The sequence below is a fragment of the endosymbiont of Galathealinum brachiosum genome (assembly GCA_003349885.1).
In the GTDB taxonomy this organism is placed as follows: Bacteria; Pseudomonadota; Gammaproteobacteria; order SZUA-229; family SZUA-229; genus SZUA-229.
Genome location: QFXC01000008.1, coordinates 46,861 through 66,988 on the forward strand (window position 1 = coordinate 46,861; position 20,128 = coordinate 66,988).

At 37.8% G+C, this 20,128-nt stretch carries 16 protein-coding genes and 2 tRNA genes; 11 read left to right on the forward strand and 7 right to left on the reverse strand.

All coding sequences use genetic code 11. From position 1 onward, the window contains the following. Nucleotides 1-9: 9 nt before the first annotated feature. The 3 genes from DIZ80_06270 to mutS are packed head-to-tail and all read right to left on the reverse strand — an operon-like array spanning nt 10 to nt 5,114. On the reverse strand, nt 10-1,683 hold the full coding sequence (locus DIZ80_06270) for a DNA repair protein RecN (protein RDH83742.1): 1,674 nt from the start codon (nt 1,681-1,683) through the stop codon (nt 10-12). Beyond that, nucleotides 1,683-2,555: an NAD(+) kinase gene (locus DIZ80_06275; protein RDH83743.1), complete on the reverse strand. Its 873-nt coding sequence runs from the start codon at nt 2,553-2,555 to the stop codon at nt 1,683-1,685. The genes DIZ80_06270 and DIZ80_06275 overlap by 1 nt, the downstream gene beginning before the upstream one ends. 21 nt (nt 2,556-2,576) lie before the next feature. After that, a complete protein-coding gene (gene mutS / locus DIZ80_06280; protein RDH84113.1) occupies nt 2,577-5,114 on the reverse strand; it encodes a DNA mismatch repair protein MutS in 2,538 nt (845 codons plus the stop codon). 234 nt (nt 5,115-5,348) lie between these two features. On the opposite strand from mutS, the gene DIZ80_06285 reads away from it, so the two are divergent. The 3 genes from DIZ80_06285 (at nt 5,349) to thpR (ending at nt 7,174) form a co-directional block, all read left to right on the forward strand. Then, nucleotides 5,349-6,068 carry a hypothetical protein gene (locus DIZ80_06285; protein RDH83744.1) on the forward strand — a complete coding sequence of 240 codons (720 nt, stop codon included), beginning with the start codon at nt 5,349-5,351 and terminating at the stop codon, nt 6,066-6,068. A gap of 73 nt (nt 6,069-6,141) precedes the next feature. Further along, complete coding sequence (locus DIZ80_06290; GenBank protein RDH83745.1) at nt 6,142-6,639, forward strand: damage-inducible protein CinA; 498 nt, start codon at nt 6,142-6,144, stop codon at nt 6,637-6,639. Next, nucleotides 6,629-7,174, forward strand: coding sequence for an RNA 2',3'-cyclic phosphodiesterase (thpR, locus tag DIZ80_06295; GenBank protein ID RDH83746.1), 546 nt, complete (start codon nt 6,629-6,631; stop codon nt 7,172-7,174). Before DIZ80_06290 ends, thpR begins: the two co-directional genes overlap by 11 nt. 50 nt (nt 7,175-7,224) lie before the next feature. On the opposite strand, the gene DIZ80_06300 is transcribed toward thpR, so the two are convergent. Next, nucleotides 7,225-8,100, reverse strand: a complete 876-nt coding sequence (locus DIZ80_06300; GenBank protein RDH84114.1) for a WYL domain-containing protein — start codon at nt 8,098-8,100, stop codon at nt 7,225-7,227. A gap of 285 nt (nt 8,101-8,385) precedes the next feature. Between DIZ80_06300 and recA the strand changes: the two genes are divergently transcribed. The 6 genes from recA (at nt 8,386) to DIZ80_06330 (ending at nt 14,626) form a co-directional block, all read left to right on the forward strand. Then, nucleotides 8,386-9,438: a recombinase RecA gene (recA, locus tag DIZ80_06305; protein ID RDH83747.1), complete on the forward strand. Its 1,053-nt coding sequence runs from the start codon at nt 8,386-8,388 to the stop codon at nt 9,436-9,438. 111 nt (nt 9,439-9,549) lie between these two features. After that, a complete protein-coding gene (locus tag DIZ80_06310) occupies nt 9,550-9,999 on the forward strand; it encodes a RecX family transcriptional regulator (protein ID RDH83748.1) in 450 nt (149 codons plus the stop codon). 47 nt (nt 10,000-10,046) lie between these two features. Further along, nucleotides 10,047-12,668 carry an alanine--tRNA ligase gene (locus DIZ80_06315; GenBank protein RDH83749.1) on the forward strand — a complete coding sequence of 874 codons (2,622 nt, stop codon included), beginning with the start codon at nt 10,047-10,049 and terminating at the stop codon, nt 12,666-12,668. Between the two features lie 81 nt (nt 12,669-12,749). Then, complete coding sequence (locus tag DIZ80_06320) at nt 12,750-13,979, forward strand: aspartate kinase (protein ID RDH83750.1); 1,230 nt, start codon at nt 12,750-12,752, stop codon at nt 13,977-13,979. Nucleotides 13,980-14,089: 110 nt separating this feature from the next. Next, the gene (gene csrA / locus DIZ80_06325) at nt 14,090-14,287 is read left to right on the forward strand and encodes a carbon storage regulator (GenBank protein RDH83751.1); all 198 of its coding nucleotides are present in this window, start codon (nt 14,090-14,092) and stop codon (nt 14,285-14,287) included. Nucleotides 14,288-14,536: 249 nt separating this feature from the next. Further along, a tRNA-Ser gene (locus tag DIZ80_06330) sits at nt 14,537-14,626 on the forward strand. An 81-nt stretch (nt 14,627-14,707) separates the two neighbouring features. On the opposite strand, the gene DIZ80_06335 is transcribed toward DIZ80_06330, so the two are convergent. Next, the gene (locus DIZ80_06335; protein RDH83752.1) at nt 14,708-15,775 is read right to left on the reverse strand and encodes a hypothetical protein; all 1,068 of its coding nucleotides are present in this window, start codon (nt 15,773-15,775) and stop codon (nt 14,708-14,710) included. A 244-nt stretch (nt 15,776-16,019) separates the two neighbouring features. Here DIZ80_06335 and DIZ80_06340 point away from each other — a divergent pair. Next, nucleotides 16,020-16,096 (forward strand) — tRNA-Arg (locus DIZ80_06340). A 141-nt stretch (nt 16,097-16,237) separates the two neighbouring features. Here the strand turns inward: DIZ80_06340 and DIZ80_06345 are convergent. Then, nucleotides 16,238-17,515, reverse strand: coding sequence for a Vi polysaccharide biosynthesis protein VipA/TviB (locus DIZ80_06345; GenBank protein RDH83753.1), 1,278 nt, complete (start codon nt 17,513-17,515; stop codon nt 16,238-16,240). 195 nt (nt 17,516-17,710) lie between these two features. On the opposite strand from DIZ80_06345, the gene DIZ80_06350 reads away from it, so the two are divergent. Continuing rightward, nucleotides 17,711-19,111, forward strand: a complete 1,401-nt coding sequence (locus DIZ80_06350; GenBank protein RDH83754.1) for a sugar transferase — start codon at nt 17,711-17,713, stop codon at nt 19,109-19,111. 19 nt (nt 19,112-19,130) lie between these two features. Here the strand turns inward: DIZ80_06350 and DIZ80_06355 are convergent, their stop codons facing one another. Then, entirely contained in the window at nt 19,131-19,889 is a 759-nt protein-coding gene (locus tag DIZ80_06355) for a hypothetical protein (GenBank protein ID RDH83755.1), read from the reverse strand. Nucleotides 19,890-20,128: the final 239 nt, after the last annotated feature.

Below are 20,128 nucleotides of genomic sequence, written 5' to 3' on the forward strand. Positions count from 1 at the left end.
TTATAAAATTCAGGAATCCAGTTGAGATCGATCTAACATATCTTTAGCATGATCAATCGTTTGTTTCGTGATTTCTATACCACCAAGCATTCTTGAAATTTCATCAATACGTTGTTCCATCTCCAGAGGAATAATTTCGGTTCGAGTTTCTTTGCCATCGCTATGTTTATATACCTGCATATGATGGTGAGCCTGAGATGCGACCTGAGGTAGATGTGTAATGCAAAATACCTGTCGGCTTTCTCCCAACATACGTAAATGTTTACCAACAATTTCAGCGATACCACCACCAACACCGCTATCAACCTCATCGAAGATTAATGTAGGAATGCGACCCTGTTGAGCAGTGATCATTTGAATAGCTAAACTAATTCTAGCGAGTTCACCGCCTGATGCTGTTTTTGCAAGTGCTTTAAAAGGCTGGCCAGCATTAGTGCTTACCATGTATTCAATTTGATCTGATCCGTTTATAGATGCATTATTGGTTTCTGATAACTGAATTTTAAATTTACCACCTGACATACCCAGAGTCTGCATTGATTCACTTATCTGTTTGTTAAGTGTTTTGGCAGTTTTTGTTCTTGAATTAGTTAATTTAATTGCCAGATTTTTATACTTCTTATCAAGTTTAATAACGTCACTTTCAAGTTGGCTAAGATTTTCATCAGCATTCTCCAGTTCGTTGAGTTCTTTGGTTAATGAATCGGATAACTCAATTAACTGATCAGGTTCAATATGGTGTTTTCGAGAAAGGTCATGAATAATTCCTAAGCGTGTTTCAATCTCTGAAAAATATTGAGGGTCGCTGTTTAGATTATCTTTGTAATCCCTTAGTAAGCTGGCTGTTTCTTCTATTTGTACCATTGCTTCAGATAACATTTCAAAAGCAGGTGAGAGGCTGTCGTCTGTTGATAACATGGATTCAATTAAGTTCGCCTGTTTTGAAAGCTGTAGATAAATACTGGAATCCTCTGAATCATATAAATTTTCTAGTGCGGTAGAGGTGTTATCGTTTAACTTATCGGCATTAGCTAAGGTTTGATGTTCGCTTTGCAGTGCTTCTGTTTCTCCTTTGTTTAAAGATAAATCTACAAGTTCAGAAACCTGGTAACGTAATAAATCAACGCGGTCATTTTTATCTTTACAGGCTTCCTGTAACTCAATTAGTTTATCTTTTTTAGTGTTCCACTCATTAAATACTTTTCTAATATCATTAAGTAATTTAGCATGCTGAGCATAATCGTCTAATAACTGTCGTTGCATGTTGGGTTTCATTAATGACTGGTGTTCGTGCTGGCCATGTATATCAACTAACATTTCACCTAGTTGACGCATATCCTGTAAAGGTACCGGTGTTCCATTAATGAATGCTCTCGATCGTCCATCAGAGCTTAATCTACGTCGTAATAAGCAATCACCATCTGCATCTAGTTCTTTATTCGTTAACCAGGTATCTACATCAGGTAGTTGTGTAATATCAAACTCGGCACTGATTTCTGCTTTACTTGAACCGGCTCTAACACTGTCAGAATCTGCGCGGTCACCCAGTAGTAGTCCGAGTGCGCCTAGTAAAATTGATTTTCCAGCACCTGTCTCACCGGTAAGTGTAGTAAGCCTGTCTTTAAAATCCAGATCGAGATGATCAATAATTGCAAAGTTACGAATACGGATATGATTAAGCATTATAGTTGCTCGCTCCAGTGTAGTTTTGCACGTAAAATTTCGTAATAGTCATAACTTGCAGGATGGATTAAGTGAATGTTCTCTTTCTTTTTCTTCACAATGATTTTGTCACCAGGTTTAACATCAAAAGCGGTTTGTCCATCAAACGTTACTTGTGCTGTCGACTGCTTGCTTTCACCGATAACAACTTCTACTTTGCTATTAGAATTTATAACAAGTGGGCGATTAGTTAATGTGTGAGGGCAAATAGGCACGATAACCATAGCATCAAGAGTTGCATGCAATAATGGTCCACCGCTTGATAATGCGTATGCAGTAGAACCAGTTGGAGTAGAAATAACAAGGCCATCTGAACGTTGATAGTTTACAAACTGATCATTTACATAGGTTTCAAACTCTATCATTCGTGCTACATCACGAATGTGTACAACCACATCGTTAAATGCATCAGCTTGAGAAATTATTGTACCATCACGTTCTACCTGTGCTTCTAGCAGAAATCGACATTCATTTACATATTGCCCCTGCAATATTTGATCAAGGTGTTGCAACATGTCATCTGGTGAAATGTCTACCAGAAAACCGAGTCGCCCCAGATTAATGCCCAGTATAGGTATGTTATGATCAGCTAGAGATCTTACCGCGCTTAAAAAGGTTCCATCTCCACCTACGACAATGGCAAGGTCAGACTGTCCTGCAAGATTAGCCCGATCTACATAATCAGCATCATTGATTATACCTTCTGTGCTTTTGTCAAAAACAATTTTGCATCCTTTCTGGCTAATAAAATCAACGAGTCTCTTAACTGTGTCGATGACAGCTTCGCTTTTGTCTTTAGCAATAATGCCGATTGTTTTTATTTTTATAGTCATTGTTAGTTACTATTATCTGTATCAATGTTTATGAGATTTTTCAGCTAACTCATATAAAAGTTCTAAAGCCTGTCTTGGGTTTAAATCATCTACCTGGATTTCCTGCAGTTGTTCAACAATCGGGTGTGGATTGTTATTAAATAATTCAAGTTGCCCGGTTGACTGCTCAACAAAAACTTCATGGGTACTGGCAGACTGCCTTTCTAATGTCCGCAATTTCATTTTAGCATTTTTTATAACTGTTGCAGGTACGCCAGCAAGTTTTGCTACCTGTAAACCATAACTTTTATTTGCCGGACCATTTTTAACTGAATGCATAAATACAATATTTTCACCGTGCTCTATAGCATCAAGATGAACATTTTTAACGCTTTTAATTTCATCAACCATTGAAGTTAGTTCAAAATAGTGAGTTGCGAATAAAGTAAATGGTCTGGTTTCTAAAGCCAGACTTTCTGCGCAGGCCCAGGCCAGTGATAATCCGTCAAAGGTGCTGGTTCCTCTACCTATTTCATCCATTAATACCAGACTTTTTTCTGTTGCGTTATTTAATATATTTGCAGCTTCAGTCATCTCAACCATAAATGTTGAACGACCAGAAGCCAGGTCATCTGTAGCTCCAATTCTTGTAAATATACGGTCAATTGATCCAATAATGGCTTTTTCAGCTGGTACATAACAGCCAATGTGTGCCATTAATACAATTAAGGCTGTTTGACGCATGTATGTCGATTTACCGCCCATATTAGGGCCGGTAATAATAAGCATGCGTTGCTGATCATTTAACTTGCTGTTATTTGGTATGAAGCTATTTTCCGTCACCATTTCAACTACGGGGTGTCGTCCAGCTGTAATATTTATAGCAGGGTGAGTTTGAAATTCCGGCTGACAGTAATTCAAAATATCAGCACGCTCCGCAAAACAGCTAAGTGTATCCAGTTCAGAAAGACCTTCAGCACAAAGCTGTAATGGATTTAAACTTAATAATAATTTATCAAGAAGTTCATCGTAAAGTGATTTTTCACGACTCAATGCACGTTCTTTTGCGCTAAGCACTTTATCTTCAAATGATTTAAGTTCAGGTGTGATAAAACGTTCAGCTGATTTTAATGTTTGACGGCGAATATAATCATCGGGGACATTATCAGACTGTGCACGTGATATTTCTATATAAAAACCATGTACCCGGTTGTATCGTACTTTTAACGTGTTGATTCCGGTACGTTCTTTCTCACGAATTTCAAGATCAATTAAAAACTGGTCTGCATTTTTACTGAGGTTTCGTAGTTCATCTAATTCAGTATCATAACCTTCTGCAATAACACCGCCATCTCTAAGTACAACAGGTGGATTTTCTTTTATAGCTGACTGTAATAATGTTACGGTATCCGGATGTTCACTGATTAAACTGGATAGTTCTGATAATCGACTAGAGCTTAAAATAGTTAACTGTTGCTGAATAAAAGGTATTTGTACGAGTGAATTACCCAGTGTGAATAAATCTCTAGGGCGCGCTGATTTTATTGCAACACGACTAATAATTCTTTCTATATCACCAATGTGTTTCAGCTGGTTCTGTATTTCTGAGTATTCTCGATTATCTAAAAGTGCAGCAACTGCATCGAGACGTGATTTTAATTGTGACTGGTCTCGTAAAGGGCGATTAATCCATCGGCGTAAACAGCGACTACCCATAGCGGTGCTGGTTTTATCAATTACTGAGGCTAATGTATTCTCGTGACCACCGCTTAAGTTTATTTCGAGTTCAAGGTTTCGTCGGCTAGCAGCATCGAGCAAAACGGAGTCTTCACTGCGTTCAACACGTAAACCCTGGATGTGAGGAAGCGTTGTTCTTTGTGTGTCTTTAACATATTGCATTAAACAGCCGGCAGCTAATACAGCCTGCGTCATTTCTTCACATCCAAATCCGCTTAAATCTTTAGTGCCGAACTGTTCAGTTAATAATCGTGTGCAGGTATCAACCTCGAAATACCAGGGAGGTTGTCGACGTAAACCTTTAACTGTGGCAAGTTCTGTATATAAAGTATCGTCCTCTGAAATAAGAATTTCAGAGGGTTTGATGCGTTCAAGTTCAGTGAGCAACTGTTCATGGCTGCCAAGTTCCTGAACAAAAAAACGACCAGACCCTACATCTAAGACAGAAATTCCGATGACTTCTTTGAAGGAAGCAATTGACATTAGAAAGTTGTCACGGCGCTCTTCCAGAAGGTTTTCATCAGTTACTGTGCCAGGAGTGATAATTCGTACAACCTGACGTTCTACTGGGCCTTTTGTTGTTGCAGGGTCTCCAGTTTGTTCACATAGTGCAACTGATTCACCTGCTTTTATAAGACGTGCAAGGTAGTTGTCTGCAGCATGGAAGGGAATTCCACACATAGGAATTGGTTCCCCCTGTGCTTTGCCTCGGGCTGTCAGGGTGATATCAAGCAGCTGAGACGCCTTACGTGCATCGTCGAAAAACATCTCGTAAAAGTCACCCATTCGATAAAACAGTAGAATATCAGGGTGATCAGCCTTTATTCGCAAAAACTGCTGCATCATAGGTGTATGTTGGCTGGCAGTAGAGGCCTTTGTGGCGGTTTTTGTGGCTTTTTTTACAGGTGGATCGAGTAATGTTTCAGTCGCTTCAGTCATGGTGTAAATTCTACTGTTTACAAGCGCTTAGCGCAAAGCTAAACATCGAATATTTTATGTTTTCTGGTAGAGGGTTGCGCATTGTTCAGCAGCTGGCTGATGTGTTACATTTGCCTCAAATTGTAAATTGGAAAATATATGAAATCTATCACTTTAGCTGGCCTTCTATTCTGTGTTGCATGTACACCTGTTATATCGTCTGCAGATGTAAGAGAGGCCACCTCAAAAGATCTTGATATGAGTAACCTGATTGATGTTAAAGACAAAAAGAGGCGTTTTTTTGATTTTATGCGTCCCATTGTTATTGATGAAAATAACAGGGTATTAGAATTAAGGAAAAAGCTAGTAGAAGCAGGAAAAAATAACAGTCAATCATCTTTTGTGATTAAGGCAGCGAGTGATTACAGTGTTGACTGGGAAGCGGGTAAAGAAGACTGGGATAAATTACTTGAACGTGTCGATGCGATTGCACTTGAAGTAGCACTTGCACAAAGTGCCAATGAATCGGCCTGGGGGCAGTCACGATTCGCAACAAAGGGAAGTAATTTCTTTGGTCAGTGGTGTTATCGTAAGGGCTGTGGAATTGTACCAAAACGTCGTGATAAAGGTACTAAACACGAAGTGGCTAAATTCAGTAGTGTGAATAAATCGGTACGTAGTTATATTAAAAATATAAATACGGGACGTGTGTATGCGCCATTAAGGAAAATACGTAAAAAGAATAGAGCCGAAGGAAAAAAACCGGATGCCATTGCTCAGGCCGGTGGTTTGATTAAGTATTCCCAACGAAGAGAGGCTTATGTAAAAGAGATCAGGGCTATGATTCGTTATAACAAAAAGTTAATGCTGGGTGAATAATAATTTACATTACATAAGTTCAAGTTAAAGCTATGCTTATAGTGAATTTCGTAGATACTTTAATATTGTGATTATGACTGAAAATGAAATAACAGAACTTATTGTTCAGCTTATACCCGATCTGATTGGTAATAAGAGGATGATAGCAACAGCGGAGTCCTGTACAGGTGGCTGGATTGCTAAATCTATAACTGATTTTGATGGTAGCTCTCAGTGGTTTGATGCTTCTATAGTTACTTATAGTAATAAAGCGAAAGTAGAATTACTCGGAGTAAAACAGAATACGCTAGATACATATGGAGCTGTTAGTCAGGCGGTCGTAAAAGAGATGGTGCTTGGTCTGCTTGATCGAACTAATGCAAATATTGGTATTTCAATAAGCGGTATAGCAGGGCCGGGAGGTGGTAGTGATGGTAAGCCCGTTGGTACGGTCTGGATTGCCTGGGCAACACCGGGGGTCTTAATTGAGTCAGTTCGATTTCAATTTTCAGGAGATCGTAATCAGGTCAGGATGCTTGCTGTATTAGAGGCGTTTAAAGGTATTCAACGACTTTTGAGGTCTGATAATTAACGTTCCAAATTATAAACAAAAACGCCTGTTTTTCGCTTTATGGCCTGATGATCAAGTTAGAAGTGAAATATCTCAGGTATATTCAGCGTCGTCCTATGCTCAGGCTGAAGGGCGTTCAGTTGTTCCTCAAAACTTGCATCTAACATTACATTTTTTAGGTAATGTGTCTTTAGAAACCTGTGAGTGTGTTTCTAATATGGCTTCAAAAATTCAGCTAGAAACGTTTAATTTAAAGTTAGATAATTTCGGTGTTTTTAAAAAACCTAAAGTTTTCTGGATGGGGGTTACTGATATCCCGCAACCTTTAATGCGGTTATATATCGACCTTGGTGAGCAATTAAAGGACTGTGATTATCGGATGGAAAAGCGTGTTTTTACTCCACATGTAAGTTTGAAAAGAAAAATTAACAACTTTGAGCTTAAAGAAAACCCTTGTTCTATTGTTAACTGGCGAGTAAATCGCTTTGCACTGGTAGAGTCAAGGTCTACAGAAAATGGAGTTAATTACCGACCGATAGAGTACTATAAAATTTAAGCGCATCTCTTTTTAAGTTAAGAATATAATAGTGGATAATTTTAAATGAATTACATAAATGCCCAGCCTGCATACTGCTCAATCTCTTCTCGATTACTCACTATTAACTGGTAAGCGCTAGGATTCAGTGAATAGTTTTCTGTTGTATCCACTTTCATCTGTTGTAACAGGTAACCGACTAATGCACGCCTTACCTGTATTTCGATGACATCATCAAGCATGTTGTAATCATAATTTAAAGCCAGACGTTGTTTTTTGTATAAACCTGGGTGTGGTTTGAGTTGTAAACTTACATATTCCATCCATTCATCATCATAACTCTGGCTCGATTCGGCTTCAATTTCCAGTTTTTCTGCTTCGGTAATTCTTGATAAAACATAATCCCTGAAATCAAAATGCTCGTGATCATAGGCTCGAACATGCCAGCGAAGACCATTATTAACTAATGCGTGAGGCTCTATGATTCTGCTTCGTTGTTGATCGTCTCTATGGCTTAAGGAGTGGTATTTAATTTTTAACTGACGTTTGTTTTTCATGGCTCGAATTAACTGGGCCAAAACAGGTTTCTGTGGAAGGCGAACAGGAAAGGGCATGTTTTCAACGCTAATTCCATATATGGGCTCATTACCTGATGGGTTATCAATTGATAGGAGGTTCTGCGAAAACATGGGTAATACGGACTGCGGGCTTAAATCGGCAAATACCTCATCAAATTTGCCAGACGGTACAAAGCTAAACAGGCTTGGGTTGTATTCAAGATTTTCCGGTGCAAGGTCATTATAAAGCTTAAGATCTTTGGTTGCTGCGGGATCCGATATGCCATAGGCCTTAGCTAACATACTGCGGCTGATATGGCCGAGGTAGTAAGCCATGATTTCTATAAATTGTAATCTCTGGCGTGTCGCAAATTTTATTTCGTGTAGCATTTTGACGTTATCAGCCATATATCTCTCTTAATTCCTAAGCTGTACTTATAGTTTAGGTGCTCATTATAGAGCGTGCTTTAATTTATTTTTATTAATCAACTGGATCAATGAGTGGAATAGTCTTTTTCTATTGATGATAAATATAATATACCTAATACTTTTTATCAACATGATAAAAAGTATTGACATAGTAAAATGTATCCGCTAATCTACAACTATACCGCAACGCAGTAATCGCGTTATGTAAATAAATTGAAGCTAATTAGAAGAATTAGGGGAATATAGATGGATGACAATAAGAAAAAAGCATTAAGTGCCGCATTAAGTCAGATTGAAAAGCAGTTTGGTAAGGGCTCGGTTATGCGTATGGGGGATTCAGTTAATTCAGAAATTGAAGCCATATCGACAGGTTCTATTGCTCTGGATGTTGCTCTGGGTATAGGTGGACTTCCTAAAGGGCGAGTTGTTGAGATATATGGTCCTGAGTCATCAGGTAAAACAACATTAACTCTTCAGGTTATTGCTGAGGCTCAAAAGGCAGGTGGTACCTGTGCCTTTGTTGATGCAGAGCACGCTTTGGATCCGAGTTATGCTGAAAAGCTGGGTGTTAATGTTGATGAGTTACTTGTTTCGCAGCCTGATACCGGTGAGCAGGCACTTGAGATTACCGATATGCTGGTGCGCTCTGGTGCGGTAAGTGTTCTGGTTGTTGACTCGGTTGCGGCATTAACACCTAAGGCAGAAATTGAAGGTGATATGGGTGATTCTCATATGGGGTTGCAGGCTCGCTTGTTGAGTCAGGCTTTGCGTAAGTTGACGGCCAATATCAAGCGCTCAAATACACTGGTTATCTTTATCAATCAGTTACGTATGAAAATTGGCGTTATGTTCGGTAATCCTGAAACTACTACCGGTGGTAATGCGTTGAAGTTTTATTCGTCTGTGCGTTTAGATATTCGTCGAATTGGTGCGATCAAGCGAGGTGAGGAAATCATTGGTAATGAGACCAAGGTGAAGGTGGTAAAAAACAAGGTGGCACCGCCATTCAAGACCATTAACTTTGAGATACTTTATGGGGAAGGAATTTCCCACGAGGGCGAGATTATTGATATGGGGGTCAACTGTAATATCATTGATAAAGCGGGTGCCTGGTATTCATATAATGGAGATCGCATTGGTCAGGGTAAAGATAAAGTGCGTAAGTTCATGAAGGATAACCCTGCTATTGCTGATGATATTGAGGCGAAAATTCGTGCCGAGTTGATGCCGAGCAAGGAAGAAATTGCTGGGCAGGCTAAGAAGAGTCAGGAAGTGCCGGAAGCAGTGGAAGAGAAATAAAAAGACTTAACGCAGAGACGAGGAGGCGCAGAGAAAAGATTGATGTTTGTTGGTTGTGTAGCGCAAGCAATAATCAGGGTTCTGCGTCTCTGCGTTAAAGGGGGGTAGGTAATGTCACGTTCAATAAATGAAGTTGCCGTCGCGGCACTCTCTCGTCGCGAGCACTCTATTCTTGAAATACGTCGAAAATTAAAGTTAAAAAGCTTCGAAGAAGACGAGATTGATGCCTGTATTGAAAAGTTAATTAATAATAATTTGCTCTCAGAAGAGCGTTTTACTGAAAGTTATATTAATATGCGCAAACGGCGTGGTTATGGTCCCGGGCGTATTGCTCTGGAGTTACAGGAAAGAGGCATCGATGAGCTTCAGTTCGGTGATTTTCTGGATAGAAATAACCCTGACTGGCATGATGTGATGCGGCAGCAGTATTGTAAAAAATACGGAAATCGGCTTGCTGATGATTATGCTGAAAAGGTTAAACGCGCCAAACACCTGCAATCACGAGGTTTTCCTTTAGATTGGATATTTAAACTGAATTCTATGGATTTAGATGAGTATTAATGCCATTTAAATCAAAGATTTAACAATATAAGTTAATGTAATTTAATATGAAGACAACAGCCGAAATTCGACAACAGTTCCTAGATTTTTTTAGTAGCAAAGGACATGAGGTAGTTGCCTCTAGCTCACTGATCCCGGGTAATGATCCGACTCTTTTATTTACCAATGCGGGCATGGTGCAATTTAAAGACGTGTTCCTCGGTCAGGATGAGAGGAGTTATGTAACAGCAACGAGTAGTCAGCGGTGCGTGCGTGCTGGTGGTAAACATAATGATCTTGAGAATGTGGGTTATACCGCACGTCACCATACTTTTTTTGAAATGCTGGGTAACTTTAGTTTTGGGGATTACTTTAAGCGTGAAGCAATTAATTATGCCTGGGAGTTTTTAACCGAGGTTTGCGGTTTGCCAAAAGAAAAACTCTGGGTGACTGTTTATGCGGATGATGATGAAGCGGCTAAAATCTGGCTTGAAGAAATTGGTATAGATAAGAATAGTTTTTCTCGTATAGGTGATAAGCCGGGTGGTAAGAAAAACGAAAGTGATAATTTCTGGTCTATGGGTGATACAGGTCCCTGTGGTCCCTGTACCGAAATATTTTATGATCATGGAGAGAATATTCCCGGTGGGCCTCCAGGTACACCTGAAGAAGATGGTGATCGTTATATAGAAATCTGGAATCTGGTTTTCATGCAGTACAATAGGGATAAGTCAGGCAAGATGGAGCCATTGCCGAAACCTTCTGTTGATACGGGTATGGGGTTAGAGAGACTGGCTGCAATTTTGCAGGATGGTCATAGTAATTATGATATTGATCTATTTCAGGCTCTCATTGGTGCGGCTGCAAAAGAAACCGGATTTAAAGATTTAACTCACAGTTCGCTTAAGGTTATAGCTGACCATATAAGATCCTGTTCATTTTTAATTGTTGATGGTGTTCTGCCGTCTAATGAAGGGCGAGGGTACGTTCTTCGTCGAATTATCCGTCGTGCTTTAAGGCATGGACATAAACTTGGCCAGAATGATTTATTTTTTCATAAACTGGTTAAACCACTGGTTGAGCAGATGGGTGTTGCTTATCCTGAGCTTAAGAAAGCTCAGAAACAGGTTGAAGATGCTCTGAAGTTAGAAGAGAAGCGTTTTGCTGAAACGCTGGATCAGGGAATGAAAATTCTTGAAGACAGTATTGAGTCTATTAAAGACGGATTAATACCGGGTGAAATGGTTTTCAAATTATATGATACCTATGGTTTTCCAGTTGATTTAACAGCTGATATTGCGCGTGAGCGTGAGTTAAGTCTCGATATGCCGGGTTATGAAGTTGCTATGGAGGCTCAGCGAGAACGAGCCAGATCTGCAAGTAAATTTGGTGTTGATTATAACGACTCAATTGATACTGATTCAGTAACAGAGTTCACCGGTTATGATTTATTAAAAGACCAGTCTGAAGTGGTTTCACTATTTAAGGATGGAGAATTGGTTGATTCAGTATCAACGGGTGATGACGCTATTGTTGTTTTAAAGCATACGCCGTTCTATGCAGAGTCTGGTGGTCAGGTGGGTGATACAGGTTTGCTGGTTAATGATAGCGCTGGTTTTGAGGTTCTTGATACGAAAAAACAGGGTAAGGCGTTTATTCATATTGGTTCTGTTACAAAAGGTGAATTAAAAGTTGGAGAGAGTCTCAGCGCTGAGATAAATACAGTACGCCGTGATGCGATAATTCGTAACCATTCAGCAACACATTTAATGCATGCTGCGCTGCGCAGTATTTTGGGAGAGCATGTTCAGCAAAAAGGTTCGTTATGTGACGATCAGCGATTAAGGTTTGATTTCTCACATAATGAAGCGATTAAGCCTGATCAGTTATTTGAAGTTGAGCGCCTGGTTAATCAGCAGATCCGTTCAAATTTAAATACTGAAGCAGAAGAAATGGCGATTGCAGATGCTAAAGAAAAAGGCGCGATGGCATTGTTCGGTGAAAAATACGGTGATGAGGTGCGTGTTGTAGCAATGGGTGGTTTTTCTGTTGAGCTTTGTGGTGGTGTTCATGTGGGTAGCAGTGGTGAAATCGGCTCGTTTAAAATTGTTGCTGAAAGCGGGATTGCCTCAGGTGTGAGGCGAATTGAGGCGGTTACAGGTATTGCTGCGATTGAGTACTCGAACAATCAATCTAATAAAATCAATAAGATATCTTCACTTCTTAAAGCAAGTAATGATGAGATTGAAGATAAGCTTTCACAGGTTTTAAGTAAAATAAAAGCTCAGGAAAAGGAAATTGCTCAGCTTAAGTCAAAGATGGCGACACAAACAGGTAAAGACTTAACAGCGGATGCGGTTGAGATTGATGGAATTAAAGTACTGGCCGTTAAACTTGAAGGTGTAGATAGTAAGTCTTTGCGTGACACTATGGATCAGCTTAAAAATAAACTGGGATCTGCAATTATTATTCTAGCCACAGCAGATGACAAAAAAGTCAGTCTCTGTGCTGGTGTAACCAAAGATCAGACAGGTCGTATTAAAGCCGGTGATCTGGTTAATATGGTTGCCAGTCAGGTAGGTGGCAAAGGTGGTGGACGGCCGGATATGGCAATGGCCGGTGGCAGTCAGCCTGAAAACTTGCAGAAAGCTCTGGACTCGGTAACAGACTGGGTTGAACAGCAGTTATAATGATCTGCAATTCGCAATATTTATGCTCGTATGACATAATTCGCCACCTTATTTAAGGTGGCTTTTTAGTAGATAGAAAACATGGCTTTAATAGTACAAAAATATGGTGGTACCTCAGTCGGCACGATTGAGCGTATACAGGCTGTTGCTGAGCGTGTCATTGCGACGCGTGACAGGGGTAATCAGGTTGTGGTTGTAGTTTCGGCAATGAGCGGCGAAACAAATAGGCTAATTGGCCTTGCAAATCAAATAGATAAGAAGCTTTCTACACGTGAAATGGATGTTCTTGTATCCACTGGTGAGCAAGTAACTATAGCTCTTTTGACAATGGCGCTACACGCAAAAGGTGCTGATGCCAGATCTTATACCGGTGCGCAGATCAAAATGCTTACTGATAATATTCATGGTAAAGCGCGAATTAAAGATATTGAATGCGATAATATGCAGAATGATCTTGCTGCAGGAAATATCATTATTGTGGCTGGATTTCAAGGTGTAGATCACGATGGCAATATAACTACGCTTGGACGGGGTGGTTCTGATACCACAGCTGTTGCAATTGCAGCAGCACTTAAAGCTCATGAATGTCAGATATATACAGATGTGGATGGTGTTTATACAACGGACCCAAGAGTAGAGCCTAGAGCGCGAAAACTGGACCGTATAACATTTGAAGAAATGCTGGAGATGGCTAGCCTGGGGTCAAAAGTTTTACAGATACGTTCGGTAGAATTTGCTGGTAAATATAATGTTCCTTTACGCGTATTATCTTCTTTTGAAGAGGGTGAAGGGATTGGTACATTAATAACAACAGAGGAAGATGAAATGGAACAGGCCGTAATTTCCGGTATTGCTTTTAATCGGGACGAAGCTCAGCTGACCATTTCTGGTGTGCCTGATCAACCCGGTATTGCATCGCAGATTTTAGGTTCAATTACTGAAGCGAATATTGAAATAGATATGATAGTACAGAATGTGGGTGAAGATGGAACAACCGACTTTACATTCACGGTACATCGTAACGATTACCCTCAGGCTATCGAACTACTTGAAAATACTGGTAAAAAGCTAGGCGCTAAAAAAGTCAAAGGTAATGACTCTATTGTTAAAATTTCAATTGTCGGTGTTGGTATGCGATCACATGCTGGTATTGCGTCAAGTATGTTTGCTGCATTAGCGAGAGAAGGCATTAATATTCTGATGATTTCTACTTCGGAAATTAAGATTTCAGTGGTTGTAGATGAAAAATACCTTGAACTAGGTGTAAGGACTTTACACAGTGAATTTGGTTTAGAGCAAAAAACTGCATAAAAAAGTGAACGCCATCACAATTTAGCTGTGTTAATATTACAGTCTGGTGACAGGGTACAAGGATTAGTGACTCTAGTTGCCGTTGGTGATTGAAACTAGGAGTAGTAAAAATGTTAATTTTAACCCGCCGAGTTGGCGAAACACTAATGATTGGTGATGATGTATCTGTAACAGTACTGGGTGTCAAAGGCAACCAGGTTCGTATTGGTATAAATGCACCTAAAGAAGTCTCTGTGCATCGTGAAGAAATTTACGAACGTATTCAGAGAGAGCAGGAAGGCCAGAACGCCGGAAACTCAGCAGGCTAATATTTTTAGCAATATGGGCTTTACCTGAGACTAAATCGCAGGTATTCTACGCCCCATCGAAACCGCCGCTTTTTGCGGCGGTTTTGTTTGAAGTTTAAAATGAATTTGTAGAGCTGATTAAATTGTCTGGAACAGTTTGAACATGATGACCGCTTTATGGCGTCATGGCCCGTAAGAGGGTGTAGGACAGGAGTCCAGAATAAGGTGCACAAATAAGTTAGAAGTACATAATGCTTTTAAGAAAGAATTGGAGAGCTGGCCGAGTGGCTGAAGGCGCACCCCTGCTAAGGGTGTATATTGGAAACAGTATCGAGGGTTCGAATCCCTCGCTCTCCGCCAAATTTAATTAACTTAATCTTTAATTATTCGATTAAGTTAGATCAAGTTTTTTATCTTTAGTTTTAGTCATGAAAAAAGCAGCTACCAACCTATAATATAGCTGCTTTTTTTCTCTAGCAATCTTTTTAGTAATATAGCAATTCCTATGCTGATCGCTATTGTGAAGACCGTTCTTATTGCAAATATAATAATGCCAGGTAAAAAATCTATATATTCAATAAGTGAAAAACTATCGATAAATAATATAACAAATGAATGTAGGAAAAATATCGCAAAACTTATTGATGCTAAATATTTTAACAGTGGTATTTCTATATGATCGATTTTTTGCAGTAAGGATAAGATAAAAAATATCAATAATATTTTTTGGATAATGAGAATATCTATTCCATTGTAAGAAAATATTACTTTTTTAGTAAAATTATAATAAAATCCATAATATGTTATTTGTATGTACGATAGTAATAATACGGCTAAGCCTAAGATATAAGCTTTGTTTTTAATGAATTTTAGAATGATCACTTTCTGCAGAGAAAATATAATGCCCAATAAATAAATGGGTAAAAAGTATATAACTGAGTGTATTGTAAAAAGAAAATATGTTGTACGGTAAGCAATTTCATGTGAAGGTCTATGAATAATCATAGAAATAGCTAACATTATAATAAAAATAATAATTTGTTGTTTTATCGATAGCTCTATATAGAATAAAAATATAGGCGAAATTAAAAATATCACCATTATGAAAGGTATATACCAATAAGCTAATAGAGTGTTGCCAGTCCATAGATATTTTGAAAATAGTATAAGGCTATTAAATATAGTATTTGTTTCATAAATAAGATGATGAGGTTGTAGATCTAGAAAGCTTAAAATAAAGAAGAAGCCAATAAAGCTTAGTAATAAATATGGAATTAAAAGCGCTTTAGATTTTTTTACAATAAATCGTTTGTAGTTAAAGTTTTGGTAAAATACAAAGTGAAAGAAAAAGCCTGATATAAATACAAAAAATGACGTACCGCCAATAATTATATTTGCGATCATCATTTCCGGGATTGTATTATTCATACTCCACGGTTGAAAGGAGTGCCCAGCCACAATTAGAACAATAGCTATTGCTCTAAAATAACAGAAGTAATTTAATCTCATTAGATATCCATGTCATATTTAAGTCATTTGGGCATACTACCCTAGATAATGTATTATAAAGAAATAATTAAATTGTTCTATATTAAGCCTCGGTTATTTATAATTGATTTAATTGCTAATCTATGAGGTTTAAGTTAGGAGAACTGGATCTAATGGGAATTAATTTTATGTTATTACTTTTTATATAAAAAAATCATTGACGTAGTGGGATAAATTCTACATAATTCACGCCCTCAGAAGATCAGCGCCTGTAGCTCAGCTGGATAGAGTACTCGGCTACGAACCGAGCGGTCAGGGGTTCGAATCCCTTCAGGCGCACCATATAAAAAAAGCCTCCCTAATTAATTAGGGAGGCTTTTTTATGTCGTGTATTAAATGAATTTGATGTGAGTCACGATATAAGCTATTTTAACAATAGTTCTTGGTCTTCAGGTTGGTCAAGAGCTGCTAATTAAGATATGTTTATAAGCGACCATCTGCTTCACCTGCTTCTAGTAGATACTTGACGTCATATATAACAGAATTGTCTTTGCAGAGTGCTCTAAGTCCTTTTGCGCCCATTTCAGCAAATTCTTTATGGGCTACTGCAATAATAATCGTATCGTAATAACCTAACTTAGGTTCTTTGATGACATCTAGGCCATACTCGTTGATGGCATCCTGAGCATCCACCCAAGGGTCGTAAATATCTACATTTGCGTTATATGGTTTCAATTCACTTAAAATGTCGACTACTTTAGTATTTCTAAGGTCAGGACAGTTTTCTTTGAAAGCCAGACCTAAAACAAGAATGTTAGAATCGACAATATTAATTCGTTTTTTAGCCATTAATTGTGATGTCATAAGTACAACATGGGCGGCCATGTATTCATTGGTGTGGCGACTTGCAGGAATAATAGCAGGTTCAAAACCTGTTTCCTGAGCTTTGTGCACTAAATAGTAAGGGTCAACACCAATACAGTGACCACCAACTAAGCCGGGTCTGAAGGGAAGGAAATTCCATTTAGTACCAGCAGCTTCTAGAACATCAAGTGTATCGATATTTAATCTTGAGAAGATTAAGGAAAGCTCATTAACAAGTGCGATATTTACATCTCGCTGCACATTTTCAATTACTTTAGCAGCTTCTGCTACTTTTAACGTGTTAGCCTTATAAGTACCTGCTGTAATGACTGATAAATATAATGAATCTACAAAATCAGCAGTATCAGGCGTAGATCCAGAAGTGATTTTAAGTATTTTAGTTACATGATGTTCTTTGTCGCCTGGATTGATTCGTTCAGGGCTATAACCAATAAAGAAATCTTGGTTGAATTTTAAATTAGAGGTTTTTTCTAATGCGGGTACACAAACTTCTTCAGTTGCACCAGGATATACTGTTGATTCATATATTACGGTATCGTTATGTTTAAGAACCTTGCCTAATGCTAGGCTTGATTGAATTAAAGGTGTTAAATCTGGTTTTTTATTTTTATCGACAGGTGTAGGTACGGTGACTACGTAAACATTACAATCTGCTATTTTTTCTAGGTCAGCCGTATAACTGAGAGATTTAGGTGTTTTAAGTTCTTCTTCAGATACCTCTAAGGTACTGTCTTTCCCCAATAGCAACTCATCAATACGAGGATGATTAATATCATACCCAATAGTTTCGTATTTTTTGCCAAATTCGACGGCAAGAGGTAGACCTACATAACCAAGTCCAACTACACAAATCCGTGTATTTTCTAAATCAAACATTCTTAAAAGTCCCATATAATTTAATATTCAATTAATAATAACTGATGGAGGCGGGTGGAGCATTAAGTTTATGAAATAGTTTATGTAGAAGAAAGTAATATATTAGTTAAATGATAAAAAATTAGTTACAATGTGGTTTGTTATTTACAAAATCATATTGTCTCACATCATATATTAAGGAATTAATCACAAGCTATGTTAAGGATATTTGGGCACTATATACCCACAAGTATAGTTTTACTTATGATTATTGAACTAATAGTGCTTTTTATGTCTGTTTATGCAGGTGCCTATGCCCGTTTTTTTGATTCTTCTAACATCACTTCAGAACTTAGTTTATTGCAACCTATCAATATAAAGGCAGGTGTATTTGCTGCGATTATGTGGTTAAGCATGGTGGCAACAGGGCTACATGCTAGAAATAATGTTGATGATTTTTCAGCCATAATGATCCGTATTTTCATTAGTTTTATCTTAGGATTAGCTTTAATTATTGCTACCTACTATATATACCCCAAGGTATTTTTAGGTCGTGGTGTCTTTGCTTTCTCATTAATAATTGCTTTTATTGGTATTCTATTTACACGGACACTATTTTATAAAATTGATAACCATAACGCATTTAAGCGTCGTTTATTAATCTTAGGCACTGGTAATAAAGGTAAAATGCTAGAAGGCTATAAAGACTATGCTATGAAAAGAGGTTATGACATAGCAGGTTTTATAAATGTTGATCAAAATGAAGTGCTCATTAATCCAGATAATATCCTTACTATAGAATCTACCTTATTAGATCTTTGTATTGATAATGATATAAGTGAAATAGTACTAGCTATGGATGATAGACGCGTTGGTTTTCCTCTATCAGGCTTACTAGAATGCAAAATGAAAGGCATTGTAGTTCGTGAAATTTTAGATTCATTGGAGCGAATAACAGGACATATCGAATTAGATGCCTTGCATCCTAGTTCAGTTATCTTTTCTGACGGTTTTACAAACGCAGTATCTATCAGTTATATCAAGCGAATATTCGATGTCTTTGCTAGTTTATTGATTTTATTATTAGCCAGTCCAATTATTATAATTACAGCTTGTGCAATTTGGCTGAGTAGCTTTGGACGAGACCCCATTTTTTATAGGCAGATACGCTTAGGCTTGTGTGATGCTCCTTTTGGTGTATTAAAATTTCGAAGTATGAAAACAGATGCTGAAAAAGATGGGGCTCAATTTGCCAGTAAAAATGATTCTCGAGTCACTATCATTGGTGCTTTCATAAGAAAAACACGAATTGATGAATTGCCTCAACTTTTTAATGTGCTTAAAGGTGATATGAGTTTTATCGGCCCACGACCTGAAAGACCTCAGTTCGTTTTAGGTTTTGAGCAATCTATACCTCATTATTCTTTGAGGCATACTGTAAAACCCGGTATAACGGGTTGGGCTCAAATTTGTTATCCATATGGTGATACTGAAGAAGATACAAAAAACAAGCTTCAATATGATTTGTACTACATCAAAAATTATAGCTTGTTCTTAGACATGAATATTTTATTTCAAACAGTTCAAGTCGTATTATTTGGTCAAGGAGCTAGGTAATTTTCTACTATAGCAATGGCTATTGTATTGATAATCGTGCTTTTAGAGGGTTATTACTAGTTCTTTTCCAATAAGTGACTTCACCATTTTTAAAATGTATTTCTGATTTTCCGTAATACCATATATCACCTTTTATTTTAGTTGGTGACCCCTGAATAAAAATTACCTCTCCTAATGTAGATCCATATGAGAAATATTGATCAATTACAGTATCCTTTACATTAACGGGCTCTGCTTTATTGGTATTTATAGCAATTGGAGCTGCAATTTTTGTTTCTGTTATGTCATTAGAAGTATTGATTTGATCGTGAGTTTCGAGCATGTCATATTCTGAATTATTTATTGCAACGTACATAGTTGTAGGCATAAGGATCAAAACAATTGCTGCATAAATGAGTTTTTTTGAAGATGATGTTTGTGTAGAGAGAGTAGTGCTCTTGTTTTGAGTCTTAGTATTTGTAGGTTTAGATGATGCCTCTTGTCTTGTTGTAGGCTCTTTATAAGCTTTATTGGTGTTTAAATCTTTAGAGTCTGTTTTAGGGGCCTCTGGTAGCTTATCAATAGGTAATGAGCCATGTTTACGATAATAAGTGCTTAATGCTTGATATGCATTATTAATGATCTTGATTTTTTCATCAGTCGAAGTTGTGTGTTCTATTTGCTTTTCAATTTTATCCGGGTGATATTTTTGGACGAGTAGCTTATAAGACTTGCGAACCTCTTTCCAAGAGCTGGTGGTTTTTAAACCAAGGGTTCTATAATGTTGGTTGAATTTCATGTATTCGATAATGATTTAACATCAATAATTTTGACTGTGATTATATTATAGCATTGGCTACTAAAATAAAGAGGCATTAATATAAAACGAAATGATTATGTGCTGCATTTAGTGATTTGTAATGTATTGAGTTTGTACAGTCGATTTATATAACAGAGCTTATTTTTAAGCAGGTTAGCTATAAATAAAATTGATACCTAATGACTTATATTATTTGAAATGTTAGCTATTAGGTCGTT